Here is a 19,091-nt window from a genome sequence, read left to right as displayed (position 1 = left end):
GACAGCATGGCAAAGGGCCTGGGTGACAAGCTGGTGTTGGCGATTTCGTCGCGGGCGCTGTTCGACCTGAGTGAAAGCCACAAGGTCTATCTGGCGCAGGGGGTCGAGGCCTATCGCAAATACCAGATCGAGCATGAGGAAGAGATCCTCGAACCGGGCGATGCCTTTCCCCTGGTGAAGAAACTCCTGAGCCTGAATGCCAGCCTCGGTCGCGCCCGGGTCGAGGTGGTGCTGGTGTCGCGCAACAGCGCGGACACCGGCTTGCGGGTCTTCAACTCGATCCAGCATTACGCCCTGGATATTTCCCGGGCGGCGTTTGTCGGTGGCCGCAGCCCTTATCCGTACCTGGCGGCCTTTGGCTGTCACCTGTTCCTGTCGACCCACGCCGAGGATGTGCGCAGTGCCCTCGACGCCGGTTTCGCCGCGGCGACCATCCTTTCCGGCGGCGCCCGGCGTGCCGCCAGCGGCGAACTGCGGATCGCCTTCGACGGTGACGCGGTGCTGTTCTCCGATGAGTCGGAGCGGATCTACCAGTTGGGTGGCCTGGAGGCGTTCCAGGCCAGCGAGCGCGAATCGGCGCGCGAGCCGTTGCGCGGCGGTCCGTTCAAGGGCTTCCTGGCGGCGCTCAATCTGTTGCAGCGCGAGTTCCCCGACGAGACCTGTCCGATCCGTACCGCCCTGGTCACGGCTCGTTCCGCGCCGGCCCATGAACGGGTGATCCGCACGTTACGCGAATGGGATATCCGCCTCGACGAATCGCTGTTTCTCGGTGGCCTGGAAAAGTCGGCGTTCCTCGAAGCCTTCGCCGCCGATGTGTTTTTCGACGACCAGGCCGGGCATTGCGAGAAGGCCCGCGAAGTGGTCGCGACCGGGCATGTACCCCATGGCATCAGCAACGAGCAACGGCTGCCGGATTAGCCCGACCAGCAGGGCGCCGAACTCCCCGACGCGCTGCTAAGCTCAATCCATCTCCGCCATCCTGGCACTCGAGGAGGCCCCCATGATTCGTTCGATGCTGTATGCCACCGACCTTGGCCTGTATGCGCCTTACGTCATGCAGCATGCGCTCGGGCTGGCACGAACGTTCAAGGCTGACTTATATGTAGTGCATGCTGTCGAACCCATGGGTTTGTTCGCGGAGTCGGTGTTGCAGAGTTACCTGGATGAGCAGGCATTGAACGAATTGCACAGCCAGGGTCTTAACACCGTGATGGCCAATATCGAGCAACGGGTATTGGACAGCTTTCGCGAGGAGTTGGGGGAAGGGCAGCAGGACCTGGCGATGATCCAGTCGGTCCAGGTGATCCAGGGGGATCCTTCACAAGTCATTCTTGCCCAGGCGCAAAAGCTGGCGGTCGATTTGTTGATTGTCGGAAGTCACAGTCATGGCACCGGGGCGGAGGCACACTTGGGGCGTACCGCCGCGCGGGTCCTGCAGTTGTCCCAGGTGCCGGTCTATCTCGTGCCGCTGTTGCAGCGTCGTCGGCACAGCGATAGCTGAGCCGGAAATTCGACGAATTGATAAAAAAGTTCTAGATTTATTCTTCAAACCATTCATATAGTTATATATCGCCGCTGCTGCCTGTGGCGTCTACCTGCTTTGAGGGATACATATGAAGCTTCAACAACTGCGCTACATCTGGGAAGTGGCGCACCACGACCTCAACGTCTCCGCGACGGCCCAAAGCCTCTACACCTCACAGCCGGGTATCAGCAAGCAGATCCGCCTGCTCGAAGACGAGTTGGGCGTCGAGGTTTTCGCCCGCAGCGGCAAGCACCTGACCCGCGTCACGCCGGCCGGTGAGCGGATCATCACCACCGCCGGCGAGATCCTGCGCAAGGTCGAGAGCATCAAGCAGATCGCCCAGGAATTCTCCAACGAAAAGAAGGGCACCCTGTCGATCGCCACCACCCATACCCAGGCGCGTTATGCCTTGCCGCCGGTGATCAGCAATTTCATCAAGCAGTACCCGGATGTCGCGTTGCACATGCACCAGGGTTCGCCGATGCAGATCGCCGAGATGGCCGCTGACGGTACCGTGGATTTCGCGATTGCCACCGAGGCACTGGAACTGTTCGGCGACCTGGTGATGATGCCGTGCTATCGCTGGAACCGCTGCGTGGTGGTGCCCCAGGGGCATCCGCTGACCAAGCTGCCGAAGCTGACCCTGGAAACCCTGGCCGAATACCCGATCGTGACCTACGTGTTCGGTTTCACCGGGCGTTCCAAGCTGGACGAGGCTTTCAGCCATCGTGGCCTGACCCCGAAAGTGGTGTTCACCGCCGCCGACGCCGACGTGATCAAGACCTACGTGCGCCTGGGCCTGGGTGTCGGGATCGTCGCGAAAATGGCGGTCGACACGGTGCTCGACAAGGACCTGGTGGTACTCGACGCCAGCGAGCTGTTCGAGTCCAGCGTGACCAAGATCGGCTTCCGTCGCGGCACCTTCCTGCGCGGCTTCATGTGCGACTTCATCGAGAAGTTCGCGCCGCACTTGACCCGCGAAGTCATGGCCAAGGCCATCCAGTGCCACAACAAGCAGGAACTCGAAGAGCTGTTCGACGGCGTCGAGTTGCCGGTGCACTGAGTCACCCGGACAGGAAAAAGCCCCGACTGGTTCGGGGCTTTTTCATGGGGGCGGGATACGATCCTGAAGCTGCGCTTCAGTTCTTGGCGATCAGATTGCCGGCGTGCAGGCCACATTCCTTCTGGGTGGCTTCTTCCCACCACCAGCGACCTTCGCGCTCGTGCTGGTTGGGCAGTACCGGGCGGGTGCAGGGCTCGCAACCGATGCTGATGAAGCCGCGTTCGTGCAGGCTGTTGTACGGCAGTTCGAGCATGCGGATGTAGCCCCAGATTTCCTCGCTGCTCATCTGTGCCAGCGGGTTGAACTTGTACAGGGTACGTTCCGGGGTCGAGAAGGCGCTGTCGATTTCCAGCACCGCCACCTGGCTGCGGGTGCCCGGACTCTGGTCGCGACGCTGGCCGGTGGCCCAGGCCGTCACGCCGGACAGCTTGCGCCGCAGCGGTTCGATCTTGCGGATGCCGCAGCACTCGCCATGACCGTCCTTGTAGAAGCTGAACAGGCCCTTTTCCTTGACGAAGGGTTCGAGCTGGCTGTGGTCGGGGGACACCAGCTCGATGTCGATCTTGTAGAACTCGCGGACCTGATCGATAAAACGATAGGTCTCCGGGTGCAGGCGACCGGTGTCGAGGCTGAAGACCTTGACGTTCTTGTTCAGCTTCCAGGCCATGTCCACCAGCACCACGTCCTCGGCACCGCTGAAAGATATCCACAGGTCGTCGCCAAACTGGGCAAAGGCCAGCTTGAGGATGTCCTGGGCGGATTTGTTGGCGTATGTCGCGGCAAGTTCAGCGACGTCGAACGGTTGGCTCATCAGGCGGTTCCTACAGTCAGTGGCGCTTTGCGCTCATATAGACGGCAATAGTAACAAAATCCTGCGGACGCGGGCCGGCTGCGCTGCGTTGCGGCGCCGGGAATGAGCCGCTAGAGTGCCGGTTGCGCCGATCCGCCGGCGCAACCGGCTGTTCGCCCAATCAAGGAGTGTGCTGTGGAAATTGCCTGTCTCGACCTGGAAGGTGTCCTGGTTCCGGAAATCTGGATCGCCTTCGCTGAAAAAACCGGTATTGAATCGCTCAGGGCCACCACCCGGGATATTCCCGACTACGACGTCCTGATGAAGCAGCGCCTGCGGATTCTCGACGAGCACGGCCTCAAGCTGGCGGATATCCAGGAAGTGATCGGCACCCTCGAGCCGCTGGACGGCGCGGTCGAGTTCGTCGACTGGCTGCGCGAGCGGTTCCAGGTGGTGATCCTCTCGGACACCTTCTATGAGTTTTCGCAGCCGTTGATGCGCCAGCTGGGTTTCCCCACCCTGTTGTGCCACCGCCTGGTCACCGATGACACGGGGCGGGTGGTGAATTACCAGTTGCGCCAGAAAGACCCCAAGCGCCAGTCGGTGCTGGCGTTCAAGAGCCTGTACTACCGGGTGATCGCCGCCGGTGATTCGTACAACGACACCAGCATGCTCGGCGAGGCGGACGTGGGCATCCTGTTCCATGCACCGGCCAATGTGATCCGCGAGTTCCCGCAGTTCCCGGCGGTGCACAGCTTTGCCGACTTGAAGCAGGAGTTCCTCAAGGCGTCGAACCGCGCCCTGAGTCTTTAGTAGCTCAGAGGCCCTGCAGGGTGTCGAGCAGCACCTTCACCTTGGTGATCGATTCCTGGTACTCCGCCTGCCAGTCGGAGTCGGCGACAATCCCGCCGCCGCCCCAGCAGCAGACCTGGCCATCCTTGACCAGCAGGCTGCGGATGGCGATCGAGCTGTCCATCTCGCCGCGTACGTCCAGGTACAGCAGCGAGCCGCAGTACAGCGCGCGCCGTGTCGGTTCGAGTTCGTCGATGATCTGCATGGCGCGGATCTTCGGCGCGCCGGTGATCGAGCCGCCGGGGAAGCTACCGGCGATCAGGTCCAGGGCATCGTGGCCGGCGGCCAGTTCGCCGGTCACGCTGCTGACCAGGTGGTGCACGTTCGGATAGCTCTCCAGGCTGAACAGCTCCGGCACCCGCACGCTGCCGATCCGGCAGGTGCGACCGAGGTCGTTGCGCAGCAGATCGACGATCATCAGGTTTTCCGCGCGGTCCTTGGCACTGGCCAGCAGTTCGGCGGCATTGGCCGCATCCTCGGCGGCATCCTTGCCCCGTGGCCGGGTACCCTTGATCGGCCGGGTTTCCACCTGGCCAGCGCTGACCCGGACAAAACGCTCCGGTGACAGGCTCAGTATCGCGCCATGGTCGGGCAGGCTCTGAAATCCGGAGAACGGTGTCGGGCAGGCGGCCCGCAAGGCCCGGTAGGCGATCCACGGGTCGCCCTGGCAGGTCGCGCGAAAGCGCTGGGCAAAGTTCACCTGATAGCAATCGCCCGCCTGGATGTACTGCTGGATACGCTCGAAGGCCTGGCGATAGGTCTCGGCGTCGAGGTCCGCGGCCATCGGCGTGGTCAGCCGGAACCCGTCGTGTCCGTCCGCCGGAGCCTGGCTGAACAGAACGATCAGGCGGTCACGCTCGGCTTTTGCCACGCTGGGGTGGAAGACCAGTTGGCTGCTGCCCTGCTGGTGATCGCTGATCAGCGCCCAGGCGTACAGGCCGAAGCGGGCATCGGGCAGTTGCAGGTCGTCCCGGGCCTTGCTGGGCAGCGCTTCGAGATGACGACCGAAATCGTAGCTGAGATAACCGATCAGCCCGCCGACGAACGGCAGCTCATAAGGCTCGGGCAGGGTCGCTTCGCCGAGGCGATCGAGGTTGTCCCGCAGGCGTCGCAGGAAAGCCTGGCCCGGCTCGTTCGGCAGGACCGCCAGTTGCTCCAGCGGCCAGGCACTGAGCAGGTCATAACGCCCGCGCTCGGCGGCCGGCCGGCCGCTGTCGAGCAGCACCGCGCCGGGGGCGTGGCGAATCGCCGCGAAATAACGGGCGGGATCGGGGGAATAGGGCAGCGGGTGTACGGAGCAGGTCAACATGCGGGGCGGATCAGCCTTTGGCGCGCGGACGGCGATTGTAGTCCCCTGCAGGCGTCGCTCCTAGAGGGGTGTCGGTGATGGGCATATCGATGGCCGCACATTTTTTGGGGAAGGGCTTATGTGGCTTTGTGGAAGGGCATGATGTGGCAATGCCGCTCCCGCAAAGTCATGGGTTCAGGCGCCCTTGGGCGGCACGTGGCCGAACATGTCCTGGACGAAGCGCACCCGCTCTTCCGGGGTTTCGCTGATCCCGGCGGCGGCCAGCTGCTCCAGGTGGGCTTCCACGGCATGGGCGCGAGTGGTCAGGCCGCAGTCGTTGGCGATCTGGATATTCAGCCCGGGGCGGGCGTTGAGTTCGAGGATCAGCGGGCCTTTGTCCTGGTCCAGGACCATGTCCACCCCGATGTACCCCAGGCCGCACAGCTCGTAGCAACCGGCGGCCAGCTTCATGAAACCGTCCCAGTTCGGCAGTTGCACGCCGTCCACCGCATTGGTGGTGTCGGGGTGCTTGCGGATGATGTTGTTCAGCCAGGTGCCGCGCAGGGTCAGGCCCGTTGCCAGGTCGACGCCGACGCCGATGGCGCCCTGGTGCAGGTTGGCCTTGCCGTTGGACTGGCGCGTCGGCAGGCGCAGCATGGCCATCACCGGGTAGCCCATCAGCACGATGATGCGGATGTCTGGCACGCCTTCGTAGCTGATGCTCCTGAAGATCTGGTCGGGGGTCACCCGGTATTCGATCAGTGCCCGATCGCGGTGGCCGCCCAGGGAGTAGAGGCCGGTGAGGATACTGGAAACCTGGTGCTCGATTTCCTCATGGCTGATGATCCGTCCGGAAATCGTCCGGTAGCGGCCTTCGAAACGGTCGGCGATCACCAGGATGCCATCGCCGCCGGCGCCCTGGGCCGGCTTGATGACGAAGTCGCTGCGCCCGCCGATGATCTCGCCGAGCTTGTCGATATCCTTTTCCGTGGAGATCACGCCGTACATTTCCGGCACATGGATACCGGCCTTGATCGCCCGTTCCTTGGTGATGATCTTGTCATCGACGATCGGGTACAGGCTGCGCTTGTTGTACTTGAGCACATAGTCGGCGTTACGCCGGTTGATCCCCATGATGCCCTTGGCTTCCAGGGCCTTCCAGGTTTTCCACAGGCCGAACATCAGGCGTCGTCCTTGAGGAAGGCCTTGAAGCGCACCAGTTCGGTCAGGCGATAACCACGATAGCGACCCATGGCCAGCATGAAGCCCACCAGGATCAGCAGGATCGCCGGGAAGGTGAAGACGAAGTACACCAGCTCCGGCACGCTCATGATCAGGTGCGCCAGGGAGGCGGCGAACAGGGTGCCGATCGCGACTTTCATCGCATGGCCGCCGCCACGCTCTTCCCAGGTAATGGACAGGCGTTCGATGGTCATGGTCAGGATCACCATCGGGAACAGCGCTACCGACAGGCCGCGTTCCAGGCCGAGCTTGTGGCTGAACAGGCTGATGGCGGCGATCAGCACCACGACGAAGGTCAGCACCACCGACAGCCGCGGCAGCATCTGCAGCTTCAGGTGCTCCAGGTAGGAACGCAGCGACAGGCCCAGGGCGGTGATGATGGTGAACAGGACGATGCCGAAGCCCAGCTGGGTTTCGCGGAAGGCCAGGGCGATCAGCACCGGGGTGAAGGTGCCGAGGGTCTGCAGGCCGATCAGGTTGCGCAGGATCAGGATCACCAGTACGCCGATCGGGATCATCACCATGATCATGAAGGTCTGCTGGGTTTGCAGCGGCAGGCCGTAGAGCGAGTATTCGAGGAAGTTGGCGTCGGAGTTCTCGTCGGTCAGCTTGGCCAGGCGGATGGCGTTCATCTCGCTGTTGTTCAGGCTGAAATTGACGCTGGCCTTCTTGCCGCCTTCGACGGTGATCAGGTTGTCATCGCCGGTCCACCACAGCAGGTGGTCACTGGGCAGGCCCTGTTCGCCGGTGTCCGGGTTGAAGTACAGCCAGTCGTTGCCATTGAAGCTGCGCAACCACAGTTCCGGGGTCTGCGGCTGGTCGGCCACCAGGCGGATGGTGTGGACCTTTTCCAGCGGGACGTGGGCGATGGACAGCAGCAGTTCGATGATCTGCGCCTTGTGCGGCGTCGACGGATCGCCCGCCAGCAGCAGCTTGACGTTGTCGTCGTTGAGGTTGTTGACCCGCTTGATGGTTTCGCCGATGAAGGTCTCGACATCCGCCGAGTGCTGGCGGATGGGCGCGAGCAGGGCTTCGGCGGCGATCTTTTCCGGGCCTTCGATGGCCATGCTGTCGCGGAAGGTCGGCCCCTTGACCTTGGGTTTTTCACCGGTGTAGCGCTTGGTCAGCACCAGGCGGTAATACAGGGTCTGCTTGCCGCTGACCCGCCGTGCCGACCAGGTGACCTTGCGGTTGCCGTCGGTGCGATTGACGCTCACGCCGTAGTTGTTGGAAATGAAGCTCTCGTTGAGGCTGACGTAGTCGCGGCTCAGCGGTGGCACGAACATCTGGATCTTCACCGGGTCCTTGCTCGCGGCGATGAACTCCACCTTGGCGTCGATGTTCCACAGGTCGTCCGTGGCATCCTCGGTGACCGGAATCCCCAGCACGAAAATCTGATAGGCCGTGACCGAAATACCCAGCGCCACCAGGACGGCGATGAGGATTTTCAGATGGAGGGTAAGAGAACGCATGCGAATTACTCGGCGGTTTGAGCGTCGGCGGTGCAGGCGGGTTTGCCGGCAGCGTATTTAAGGCTGGGGTCGACCAGCGCGTCGAAGCGCTTGAGCGCCTCTGAGCCAATCAGAAGCGGGTATTGGAATGCACTTCGGTCGGTCAAGTTCACTTCAATACTGCGTAAAGCCGTACCCATGCAAACATTCAGGGCAATCACCGGGCGGGCGGTATAGGCCTTGTCCTCGTCCGGATCGTAGTCGCCGGAGCGCCGCTTGATCTTGCTGACACGGGCCAGCGGCAGTTCGATGGGGTGCGAATGGGCCGCGTCGATGGCCAGGTAGAAGCGTACCCAGCTTTCGCCGTCGCGCTTGAAGCGCTTGATGTCACGGGCACTGAGAGAGGCGGTCTTGGCCCCGGTGTCGAGCTTGGCCGCGACTTCCAGGTCGATCCCGACCAGGTTGGCATACTCGTTCAGGCCATACACGGTCTTTTCGGTGGCGAGGCCGAGGCCGGGCAGACCGAGCAGGAACAAAAGCAGTAGGGGGAAGGGCTTGAGTCTCATAAATCCTGGCGCGTATCGGGCAATCTTGATTCAAGGTGACTGGCAATACAGCGCAAGCTTCCTCGTGCGTCTGTCAGATAAAGATGACAGGCATGGCATCGTTTGATGCGCGCGGCATTCTAGCATGCTGGTTTTATGGCGCCAGCGCCGGGGAAGCTGGGTGTCGGCTGTCTCTGCAACCAGGGGGCGTTTGCTGGCGCTCTTAGACTATTGTCGACAATACCAATTAATTCTTTGACTGAGACGGCTGTATTGGCTAGTTTTGGCATCATTGATTTCAAAGGTGTCGACAATATGCTGGATGAGCTGGAGCCGGTCGTGACTGTCCAGGAAGATTCGGAGACACTCTCCGAAAACGTCTTCCGGCGCATCCAGGCGGCTATCGTCAAGGGCGAGATCGCCCCTGGCAGCAAGATTTCCGAGCCGGAGCTGGCGCGCACCTATGGCATCAGCCGCGGTCCGCTGCGCGAAGCCATCCATCGCCTGGAAGGCCAGCGCCTGCTGGTGCGCGTGCCCCATGTCGGGGCACGGGTGGTGTCCCTGAGCCATGCCGAGCTGGTCGAGCTCTATGAAATCCGCGAGTCCCTCGAAGGCATGGCCTGTCGCCTGGCGGCCGAGCGCATGACCAGCGAAGAGATCGAGGAACTGCGCCAGGTGCTGCACACCCACGAGCGCGACGCGGCGTTCCAGGCGGGGGTCGGTTACTACCAGCAGGAGGGTGACTTCGATTTCCACTACCGGATCATCCAGGGGGCCGGCAACCGTACCCTGACCCAGATGCTCTGCGGCGAGCTGTATCAGTTGGTGCGCATGTACCGCATCCAGTTTTCCGCCACGCCCAACCGGCCACGCCAGGCCTTTGCCGAACACCACCGGATTCTCGATGCCATTGCCGATCGCGACGGCGAACTGGCCGAGTTGTTGATGCGCCGCCATATCGGCGCGTCGAAACGCAATATTGCGCGTCACTACCAGGACAGCGCGAAACCGACAGCCACTCCACGAGGTGAGTCATGAGTCAGAAAAACACGCCCGGTCAGCGTTTCCGCGATGCGGTCGCCAGCGAGCATCCGTTGCAAGTGGTCGGTGCGATCAACGCCAACCATGCACTGCTGGCCAAGCGCGCCGGCTTCAAGGCGATCTACCTGTCGGGTGGCGGTGTCGCCGCCGGTTCCCTCGGCGTGCCGGACCTGGGCATCACCGGGCTGGATGACGTGCTGACCGATGTCCGCCGCATCACCGATGTCTGCGACCTGCCGTTGCTGGTGGATGTCGACACCGGCTTCGGTTCCTCGGCGTTCAACGTCGCCCGTACCGTCAAGTCGATGAGCAAGTTCGGCGCGGCGGCGATCCATATCGAAGACCAGGTCGGCGCCAAGCGCTGCGGTCATCGGCCGAACAAGGAAATCGTCTCCCAGCAGGAAATGGTCGACCGCATCAAGGCCGCCGTCGATGCGCGCACCGATGACAGCTTCGTGATCATGGCGCGCACCGATGCGCTGGCCGTGGAAGGGCTGGAATCGGCCCTGGATCGCGCCGCCGCCTGCATCGAGGCCGGCGCCGACATGATCTTCCCGGAAGCCATCACCGAGCTGGACATGTACAAGCTGTTCGCCAGCCGGGTGAAGGCGCCGATCCTGGCCAATATCACCGAGTTCGGCGCGACGCCGCTGTACACCGTCGAGCAACTGGCGGGCGCCGATGTGTCGCTGGTGCTGTACCCGCTGTCGGCGTTCCGTGCCATGAACAAGGCGGCGGAAAACGTCTACACCGCGATTCGCCGCGACGGCACCCAGGCCAATGTGATCGACACCATGCAGACGCGCATGGAGTTGTACGATCGTATCGACTACCACACCTTCGAGCAGAAGCTCGATGCGTTGTTTGCCCAGAAGAAGGGCTGAAGCCTGATCACCCCCACTTGCCGGGTCCCGAATAAATTCAAGAATTGGAGAGAGCAATGGCTGAAGCAAAAGTACTGAGCGGTGCCGGTCTGCGTGGCCAGGTGGCCGGGCAGACGGCCTTGTCCACCGTGGGCCAGGCCGGTGCCGGCCTGACCTATCGCGGTTATGACGTGCGTGAACTGGCCGCCGATGCGCAATTCGAAGAGGTGGCGTACCTGCTGCTGTACGGCGAACTGCCGACCCGGGCGCAACTCGCCGACTACCAGAACAGGCTGGGCAAGCTGCGCGACCTGCCGCAAGCGCTCAAGGAAGTACTGGAGCGCATCCCCGCCGATGCCCACCCGATGGACGTGATGCGCACCGGTTGCTCGTTCCTGGGCAACATCGAGCCGGAGAAGGACTTCTCCGAACAGCACGACAAGACCGACCGCCTGCTCGCCGCATTCCCGGCGATCATGTGCTACTGGTATCGCTTCAGCCACGACGGCAAGCGCATCGACTGCGTCAGCGACGAGCCATCGATTGGCGGCCATTTCCTGCACTTGTTGCACGGCAGGAAGCCGAGCGAACTGCACGTCAAGGTGATGAACGTGTCGCTGATCCTCTACGCCGAGCACGAATTCAACGCCTCGACCTTTACCGCGCGGGTCTGTGCTTCGACCCTGTCCGACCTGTTCTCCTGTGTCACCGCGGCCATCGGTTCCCTGCGCGGACCGCTGCACGGCGGCGCGAACGAGGCGGCGATGGAAATGATCGAGCGGTTCAGCTCGCCGCAGGAAGCCGTCGAAGGCACCCTCGGCATGCTGGCGCGCAAGGACAAGATCATGGGCTTCGGTCACGCGATCTACAAAGACAGCGATCCGCGCAATGAAGTGATCAAGGGCTGGTCGAAAAAACTCGCTGACGAGGTCGGCGACACCGTGCTGTTCCCGGTTTCCGAAGCCATCGACAAGACCATGTGGGAACAGAAGAAGCTGTTCCCCAACGCTGACTTCTACCATGCCTCGGCGTATCACTTCATGGGCATCCCGACCAAACTGTTCACCCCGATCTTCGTCTGCTCGCGCCTGACCGGCTGGGCGGCGCATGTATTCGAGCAGCGTGCCAACAACCGCATCATCCGTCCGAGCGCCGAGTACACCGGCGTCGAGCAGCGCAAGTTCGTGCCAATCGAACAACGCTGAATGGCGAGGGCTTACACAGGGGTCTGAAGTTCACCAGGATTCCTGTGGGAGCGGGCTTGCCCGCGATGACCGAGTCACATCCGACAGTGATGTCGACTGACCTGGCGCTATCGCGGGCGAGCCCGCTCCCACAGTGGGTTGTGTTCACTTCAGGTCTGGTGCCAGGCCCCACCCTTTGTAACTACCGTGATCGAGTCCTGACGATGAACACTCAATACCGTAAATCGCTGCCTGGCAGCCCGCTGGATTTCTTCGACGCCCGCGCGGCGGTCGATGCCATCCAGCCCGGGGCCTACGACAGCCTGCCGTACACGTCCCGGGTGCTGGCCGAAAACCTGGTACGGCGCTGCGACCCGGCGACGCTCACCGATTCCCTGAAGCAACTGATCGAGCGCAAGCGCGACCTCGACTTTCCCTGGTTCCCGGCCCGCGTGGTCTGCCATGACATTCTCGGCCAGACCGCCCTGGTCGATCTGGCCGGCCTGCGCGACGCCATCGCCTCCCAGGGTGGCGATCCGGCCCAGGTCAACCCGGTGGTGCCGACGCAGCTGATCGTCGACCACTCCCTGGCCGTGGAGTGCGGCGGTTTCGATCCGGACGCCTTTACCAGGAACCGCGCCATCGAAGACCGTCGCAACGAAGACCGCTTCCATTTCATCGACTGGACCAAGAAGGCGTTCAAGAACGTCGATGTGATCCCGCCGGGCAACGGCATCATGCACCAGATCAACCTGGAGAAGATGTCGCCGGTGATCCAGGCGCGTGACGGCGTGGCCTTTCCCGATACCTGTGTCGGCACCGACAGCCATACGCCCCACGTCGATGCGCTGGGGGTGATCGCCATCGGCGTCGGCGGCCTTGAAGCCGAGAGCGTGATGCTCGGCCGGGCGTCGTGGATGCGCCTGCCGGAAAGCGTCGGCGTCGAACTGACGGGCAAGTTGCAACCGGGCATCACCGCCACCGACATGGTGCTGGCGCTGACCGAGTTCCTGCGCAAGCAGAAGGTCGTCGGGGCCTGGCTGGAATTCTTTGGTGAAGGTGCCTCGGCACTGACCCTGGGCGACCGCGCGACCATCTCCAACATGGCCCCGGAGTACGGCGCCACGGCGGCGATGTTCTATATCGACCGGCAGACCATCGACTACCTGAAACTCACCGGCCGTGAAGACGCGCAGGTGCAACTGGTCGAAAACTACGCCAGGCATACCGGCCTGTGGGCCGACAGCCTCAAGGATGCGCAGTACGAGCGCGGCCTGCGGTTCGACCTGTCCTCGGTGGTGCGCAACATGGCCGGCCCGAGCAACCCTCACGCCCGTGTCGCCACCAGCGACCTGGCGGCCAAGGGCATTGCCGGCCAGTGGAGCGACGTACCGGGGCAAATGCCCGATGGCGCGGTGATCATCGCCGCCATCACCAGTTGCACCAACACCAGCAACCCACGCAACGTGATCGCCGCCGGCCTGCTGGCGCGCAATGCCAACAGGCTGGGCCTGAGTCGCAAGCCGTGGGTCAAGTCATCGCTGGCGCCGGGCTCCAAGACCGTGGCGCTGTACCTGGACGAAGCCGGGCTGAGCGGCGAACTGGAGCGACTGGGCTTTGGCGTGGTGGCCTTTGCCTGCACCACCTGCAACGGCATGTCCGGTGCGCTGGATCCGGTGATCCAGCAGGAAATCATCGACCGCGATCTTTACGCAACCGCCGTGCTGTCCGGTAACCGCAACTTCGACGGACGTATCCATCCGTACGCCAAGCAGGCCTTCCTCGCGTCGCCGCCGCTGGTGGTGGCCTATGCGATTGCCGGCACCATCCGCTTCGACATCGAGAAGGATGTGCTGGGCCTGGACGCCGAGGGCAAGGAGATCCGCCTCAAGGACATCTGGCCGAGCGACGAGGAGATCGACGCGGTGGTCAAGGCGTCGGTGAAGCCGGAGCAGTTCCGCCAGGTGTACATCCCGATGTTCGCCATCCACGAAGACACCGGACCCAAGGTCACGCCGCTGTACGACTGGCGGCCGATGAGCACCTATATCCGTCGTCCGCCGTACTGGGAAGGCGCCCTGGCCGGTGCGCGACCGCTCAAGGGCATGCGCCCGCTGGCGGTGCTGCCGGACAACATCACCACCGATCACCTGTCGCCGTCCAACGCCATCATGCTCGACAGCGCGGCTGGCGAGTACCTGGCGAAAATGGGCCTGCCGGAAGAGGACTTCAACTCCTACGCGACCCACCGCGGCGATCACCTCACCGCGCAACGGGCGACGTTCGCCAACCCGAAGCTGTTCAACGAAATGGTCGTGGAAAACGGCAAGGTCAAGCAGGGTTCCCTGGCGCGGGTCGAGCCGGAAGGCCAGGTCATGCGCATGTGGGAAGCCATCGAAACCTACATGGAACGCAAGCAGCCGCTGATCATCATCGCCGGCGCCGACTACGGCCAGGGTTCGTCCCGTGACTGGGCGGCCAAGGGCGTGCGGCTGGCCGGGGTCGAGGCGATTGCCGCCGAAGGCTTCGAACGGATCCATCGCACCAACCTGGTGGGCATGGGCGTGTTGCCTCTGGAGTTCATGCCGGGAACCGATCGCAAGACCCTCGGTATCGACGGTACCGAGACCTTCGATGTGATCGGCGAACGGACGCCGCGGGCGATCCTGACCCTGGTGATCCAGCGCCGCAACGGCGAGCGGGTCGACGTGCCGGTGACCTGCCGCCTGGATACCGCCGAAGAAGTCTCGATCTACGAGGCCGGCGGTGTCCTGCAGCGTTTTGCCCAGGACTTCCTCCAATCGGCCACTGCGGGTTGAAGGTGTTGCCGGGGCGGCGAACGAAGCCCCGGCCTTGTTCATGACGGGTCGGTCTGTCAGTGATGGCGATGCAGGATTCCGCGCCGCCATCGCCAGCAAGCCGGCTCCTACAGAGGGGGGGGGCGTCGCGAAATCGCGTCATGTCCAGACCCCAACAGGAGATTTCATGGCCCATGCAGCGCAAATCAGGATTCCCGCCACCTATATGCGTGGCGGTACCAGCAAAGGGGTGTTCTTCAACCTCGACGACCTGCCGGAAGCGGCACAACTGCCCGGTGCGGCACGGGATGCTTTGCTGTTGCGGGTGATCGGCAGCCCCGACCCGTATGAAAAGCAGATCGACGGCATGGGCGGAGCCACCTCCAGCACCAGCAAGACGGTGATCCTGTCCAGGAGCATCAAGACCGGCCACGATGTCGACTACCTGTTCGGCCAGGTATCGATCGACAAACCGTTTATCGACTGGAGCGGCAACTGCGGCAACCTGTCTGCGGCGGTCGGTTCGTTCGCCATCAGCGCCGGCCTGGTGGATGCCGCGCGTATTCCGCGCAACGGCGTGGCGGTGGTGCGGATCTGGCAGGTGAATATCGGCAAGACCATCATTGCCCATGTACCGATCACCGAGGGGCAGGTCCAGGAAACCGGCGATTTCGAACTCGACGGCGTGACCTTTCCCGCCGCTGAGGTGCAACTCGAATTCATGGACCCGGCGGCCGAGGAAGAGGGCGCGGGCGGTTCGATGTTTCCCACCGGCAATCTGGTGGACGACCTCGAAGTGCCGGGTGTCGGCACCTTCAAGGCGACCCTGATCAACGCCGGCATCCCGACCATCTTCGTCAATGCGGCGGATATCGGCTACACCGGCAGCGAGTTGCAGGGCGATATCAATGGCGATCCCAAGGCCCTGGCGATGTTCGAGACGATCCGCGCCTACGGTGCGGTACGCATGGGGTTGATCGAGCATATCGACGAGGCGGCCAAGCGTCAGCACACACCGAAGGTGGCCTTTGTCGCCCCGCCGGCCAGCTATACCGCGTCGAGTGGCAAGCCGGTGGCGGCGGGCGACCTCGACCTGCTGGTGCGGGCGTTGTCCATGGGCAAGCTGCATCACGCCATGATGGGCACGGCGGCCGTGGCCATCGGTACGGCCGCGGCGATCCCCGGCACCCTGGTCAACCTGGCGGCGGGCGGTGGCGCGCGCAGTTCGGTGCGCTTCGGGCATCCGTCGGGCGCCTTGCGTGTCGGTGCCGAGGCGACCCTGGTCGACGGTGAATGGAGCGTGGTCAAGGCCATCATGAGTCGCAGTGCGCGGGTGCTGATGGAAGGCTGGGTACGTGTGCCCGGTGATGCCTTCTGAGGGCTCGGGATTTTGTGGTGAAGCACAAAACTTGTGGGAGCCGGCTTGTCGGCGATGATGGCCGATCAGGCAATGCAAGGCTCGCGGGCCCCATCGCCAGCAAGCCGGCTCCTACATGAAAGCGCACCGTCCGGAATAATAAGTCGTTTGATAAACCGTTATCAGTCTTGAACCCGAGGCCCGAACCGACCCCATACACCGCTAGCGGAGTGAATCGAAGATGAGCGCCAACGTTGATCTGAACAACCGTCCCGACTACGACCAGGTCCTGCAGGACATCGCCGACTATGTGCTCGATTACCGCATCGAGTCGCCGGAGGCGCTGGATACCGCCCGCAACTGCCTGATGGATACCTTGGGTTGCGGCCTCCTGGCCCTGCGCTTTCCCGAGTGCACCAAGCACCTGGGGCCGTTGGTGGAGGGCACCGCGGTGCCGTTCGGGGCCAGGGTGCCCGGCACCCGCTTTTGCCTGGACCCGGTCAAGGCCGCCTGGGATATCGGTTGCATCGTCCGTTGGCTCGACTACAACGACACCTGGCTGGCGGCCGAGTGGGGCCATCCTTCGGATAATCTCGGTGGGATTCTCGCGGTGGCCGATCATCTGTCGCAGAAGCGCCTGGCCAGTGGCGAGGCGCCGCTGACCGTGCGCACGGTGCTGGAAGCGATGATCATGGCCCATGAGATCCAGGGCGTGATCGCTCTGGAAAACTCGTTCAACCGGGTCGGCCTCGACCATGTGCTGCTGGTAAAAGTCGCCTCTACCGCCGTCACCGCCAGGTTGATGGGCGCCAGCCGTGAACAGTTGCTGGCGGCGCTGTCCCATGCCTTTGTCGATGGCCAGGCACTGCGTACCTATCGTCATGCGCCGAATGCCGGCTCGCGCAAATCCTGGGCGGCGGGCGATGCCACCAGTCGTGGCGTACGCCTGGCGGATATCGCCCTGCGTGGGGAGATGGGCATTCCCGGGGTATTGAGCGCGCCGCAATGGGGGTTCTACGACGTGCTGTTCAGCCACACCAACAAGGACCTGGCGCTCAAGCCCGCGGACAAGCGCGGTTTCAGCCTGTCCCAGGGGTACGGCAGCTACGTCATGGAAAACGTGCTGTTCAAGATCAGCTTCCCGGCCGAGTTCCATGCCCAGACCGCCTGCGAGGCGGCGGTGATCCTGCATCCGCTGGTCAGGAACCGGCTGCATGAGATCGACCGGATCGTCATCACCACCCATGAGTCGGCGATCCGCATCATTTCCAAGGTCGGCCAGCTGGCCAATGCCGCCGACCGTGACCACTGTCTCCAGTACATGACGGCGGTGCCGTTGGCTTTCGGCAACCTGGTGGCCGAGCACTACGAGGATGATTTCCACGCGGCCCATCCGATCATCGATGTGTTGCGCGAGAAGATGGTGATAGTCGAGGATCCGCGTTATACCCGCGAATACCTGGAGCCAGACAAGCGTTCGATCGCCAATGCCGTGCAGGTGTTCTTCAAGGATGGCAGCGCCACCGGGCAGGTGGCGGTGGAGTACCCGATCGGCCATCGTCGGCGCCGGGCCGAGGGCATACCGTTGCTGGAAGACAAGTTCAAGGCCAACCTGGCGACGCGCTTCACCGCCCGGCGCAGTGCTGAAATCCTCGCCCTGTGCAAGGACCAGGCGCGGCTGGAGGCCACGCCGGTACAGCGTTTTGTCGATCTGTTCGTGATCTAGGCGTCGGCTTGCCGGCGACGGCGTTCGTACCGGCACCGCAAGCCTCAAGGGCCTCATCGCCGGCAAGCCAGCTCCTACAGGATTCGAGCACGACGCTACTTTGTAGGAGCCGGCTTGCCGGCGATGGCGTTCGTGCAGGCACCGCAAACCTCAAGGGCCTCATCGCTGGCAAGCCAGCGCCTACAGGATTCGGACATGACGCTGATTTGTAGGAGCCGGCTTGCCGGCGATGGCGTTCGTGCAGGCACCGCAAGCCTCACGAGCCCCGTCGCCGGCAAGCCAGCGCCTGCAGGATTCGAGCGTGACGCTACTTTGTAGGAGCCGGCTTGCTGGCGATGAGGCCCTGGAAAGCGCCGCAAGGCCCAAGGACCTCACCGGGCTGCCAGGTATTTCTCCAGTGGCAACTTGGTGATCGCAAAGCCGATCAGCAGGGTCGCCGAATACAGCATCAGGTCCCGAGACACCGGCAGGTTTTCGTACCAGGCGCCGATCAGCACGGCGAACACCGGGAAGATGATGAAGACGAACGACAGGATCACCGGGCTCAGCCGCTTGAGCAGCAGGAAGTAGACGAGAAATCCCCCGACCGAGGCGACCAGCCCCAGGTAGAGCAGCGCGCCCCAGGAACGTGGGGTGATGGCGCCGAACTCCGGCGATTCGAGCCCCAGCCCCGCGACAAACAGCATCAGGCCGGCAATGCCGATGGGCAGGGTGTTGTAGGTGATCACGCTGATGGCCTGGCCCTTCTGCTTGGTGATCACGTAGCACAAGGCGTGCATCACCGCCGTCGCCAGGATCGCCAGTACCCCGAACAGTTCGGCGTGATCCAGGCGCAGGCCCTGGCTGCGCAGGATCATGAACAGGCTGGCAAACCCCACGACAATTCCGCAGACCTGGGACAGGTAGATCTTTTCCCGCAGGAACAACGCCGAGAAAATCAGGATGAACACCGGCATGCAACTGAACAGCAGTGCGGTCAGGCCCGAAGAAACATGCAGTTCGCCGTAGTTCAGCAGGTAGTACGGTAGGCTGAAATAGCCGAGGGTGACGAACACGAAGAAGCCACGGCGTTCCCGGGGAAACCACAGCGGTTCCCGGCGCCAGGCGGCAAAGCCGAGGAACAGCGGAAAGGCGATCAGGAAACGCAGTCCGGCGGCGGTCAGGGGCGGGACGCTTTCCACGGCGATCTTGATTCCCAGCCAGGTGGTGCCCCAGCACAGGCAGACAACCAGGAACAGCACGCTGGTCAGCAGGGCGGTGAGGTAGCGGTGCCGTTCGGGGCGAGGGGTGGCAAAGCTGGCTGAAATTGACATGGTGTCATTTCTCCCAAAAACAGCGTGAATAAACCGTTCAATCGGCTAGAATG

At 63.1% G+C, this 19,091-nt stretch carries 16 protein-coding genes; 10 read left to right on the top strand and 6 right to left on the bottom strand.

Going from position 1 to position 19,091, the window contains the following annotated elements; genetic code table 11:
- The first annotated feature begins 6 nt into the window (after positions 1-6).
- From ACL9RJ_RS30210 to cysB, 3 genes are all read left to right on the top strand, one after another.
- Positions 7-918: a 5'-nucleotidase gene (locus ACL9RJ_RS30210; RefSeq protein ID WP_017128031.1), complete on the top strand. Its 912-nt coding sequence runs from the start codon at positions 7-9 to the stop codon at positions 916-918.
- Positions 919-1,000: 82 nt separating this feature from the next.
- Positions 1,001-1,501: a universal stress protein gene (locus ACL9RJ_RS30205; RefSeq protein WP_017128032.1), complete on the top strand. Its 501-nt coding sequence runs from the start codon at positions 1,001-1,003 to the stop codon at positions 1,499-1,501.
- A 112-nt stretch (positions 1,502-1,613) separates the two neighbouring features.
- The gene (cysB, locus tag ACL9RJ_RS30200) at positions 1,614-2,588 is read left to right on the top strand and encodes an HTH-type transcriptional regulator CysB (RefSeq protein ID WP_017128033.1); all 975 of its coding nucleotides are present in this window, start codon (positions 1,614-1,616) and stop codon (positions 2,586-2,588) included.
- Positions 2,589-2,664: 76 nt separating this feature from the next.
- Here cysB and ACL9RJ_RS30195 read toward each other — a convergent pair whose 3' ends face one another.
- Complete coding sequence (locus tag ACL9RJ_RS30195) at positions 2,665-3,399, bottom strand: phosphoadenylyl-sulfate reductase (protein ID WP_212810674.1); 735 nt, start codon at positions 3,397-3,399, stop codon at positions 2,665-2,667.
- A 174-nt stretch (positions 3,400-3,573) separates the two neighbouring features.
- Between ACL9RJ_RS30195 and thrH the strand changes: the two genes are divergently transcribed.
- Positions 3,574-4,191, top strand: coding sequence for a bifunctional phosphoserine phosphatase/homoserine phosphotransferase ThrH (gene thrH, locus ACL9RJ_RS30190; RefSeq protein WP_017128035.1), 618 nt, complete (start codon positions 3,574-3,576; stop codon positions 4,189-4,191).
- 4 nt (positions 4,192-4,195) lie between these two features.
- On the opposite strand, the gene pabB is transcribed toward thrH, so the two are convergent.
- From pabB to ACL9RJ_RS30170, 4 genes are all read right to left on the bottom strand, one after another.
- Complete coding sequence (gene pabB / locus ACL9RJ_RS30185) at positions 4,196-5,539, bottom strand: aminodeoxychorismate synthase component I (protein ID WP_017128036.1); 1,344 nt, start codon at positions 5,537-5,539, stop codon at positions 4,196-4,198.
- A 174-nt stretch (positions 5,540-5,713) separates the two neighbouring features.
- Entirely contained in the window at positions 5,714-6,700 is a 987-nt protein-coding gene (locus tag ACL9RJ_RS30180) for an alpha-L-glutamate ligase-like protein (RefSeq protein WP_017128037.1), read from the bottom strand.
- Positions 6,700-8,232, bottom strand: coding sequence for an inactive transglutaminase family protein (locus ACL9RJ_RS30175; protein ID WP_422765939.1), 1,533 nt, complete (start codon positions 8,230-8,232; stop codon positions 6,700-6,702). The genes ACL9RJ_RS30180 and ACL9RJ_RS30175 overlap by 1 nt, the downstream gene beginning before the upstream one ends.
- Positions 8,233-8,237: 5 nt before the next feature.
- Positions 8,238-8,777: an ATP-dependent zinc protease gene (locus tag ACL9RJ_RS30170; RefSeq protein ID WP_177085218.1), complete on the bottom strand. Its 540-nt coding sequence runs from the start codon at positions 8,775-8,777 to the stop codon at positions 8,238-8,240.
- Positions 8,778-9,071: 294 nt separating this feature from the next.
- Here ACL9RJ_RS30170 and ACL9RJ_RS30165 point away from each other — a divergent pair, with 294 nt between their 5' ends.
- From ACL9RJ_RS30165 to prpD, 6 genes are all read left to right on the top strand, one after another.
- Positions 9,072-9,794, top strand: coding sequence for a GntR family transcriptional regulator (locus tag ACL9RJ_RS30165; RefSeq protein ID WP_017128040.1), 723 nt, complete (start codon positions 9,072-9,074; stop codon positions 9,792-9,794).
- Positions 9,791-10,681: a methylisocitrate lyase gene (gene prpB / locus ACL9RJ_RS30160; RefSeq protein ID WP_017128041.1), complete on the top strand. Its 891-nt coding sequence runs from the start codon at positions 9,791-9,793 to the stop codon at positions 10,679-10,681. Before ACL9RJ_RS30165 ends, prpB begins: the two co-directional genes overlap by 4 nt.
- A 56-nt stretch (positions 10,682-10,737) precedes the next feature.
- Positions 10,738-11,865 (top strand): bifunctional 2-methylcitrate synthase/citrate synthase, encoded by a 1,128-nt coding sequence (gene prpC / locus ACL9RJ_RS30155; protein ID WP_017128042.1) that lies wholly within the window; start codon positions 10,738-10,740, stop codon positions 11,863-11,865.
- A gap of 203 nt (positions 11,866-12,068) precedes the next feature.
- Positions 12,069-14,663: a Fe/S-dependent 2-methylisocitrate dehydratase AcnD gene (gene acnD, locus ACL9RJ_RS30150; RefSeq protein ID WP_017128043.1), complete on the top strand. Its 2,595-nt coding sequence runs from the start codon at positions 12,069-12,071 to the stop codon at positions 14,661-14,663.
- Positions 14,664-14,829: 166 nt separating this feature from the next.
- Complete coding sequence (prpF, locus tag ACL9RJ_RS30145; protein ID WP_212810678.1) at positions 14,830-16,020, top strand: 2-methylaconitate cis-trans isomerase PrpF; 1,191 nt, start codon at positions 14,830-14,832, stop codon at positions 16,018-16,020.
- 220 nt (positions 16,021-16,240) lie between these two features.
- On the top strand, positions 16,241-17,725 hold the full coding sequence (prpD, locus tag ACL9RJ_RS30140) for a 2-methylcitrate dehydratase (protein ID WP_422765938.1): 1,485 nt from the start codon (positions 16,241-16,243) through the stop codon (positions 17,723-17,725).
- A 371-nt stretch (positions 17,726-18,096) separates the two neighbouring features.
- On the opposite strand, the gene ACL9RJ_RS30135 is transcribed toward prpD, so the two are convergent.
- Positions 18,097-19,038: a DMT family transporter gene (locus ACL9RJ_RS30135; protein ID WP_212810679.1), complete on the bottom strand. Its 942-nt coding sequence runs from the start codon at positions 19,036-19,038 to the stop codon at positions 18,097-18,099.
- Positions 19,039-19,091 lie beyond the last annotated feature (53 nt).

The sequence above is a fragment of the Pseudomonas sp. Mn2068 genome, assembly GCF_049319725.1.
In the GTDB taxonomy this organism is placed as follows: Bacteria; Pseudomonadota; Gammaproteobacteria; order Pseudomonadales; family Pseudomonadaceae; genus Aquipseudomonas; species Aquipseudomonas gingeri.
This window is presented reverse-complemented; position numbering and strand designations above follow the sequence as displayed.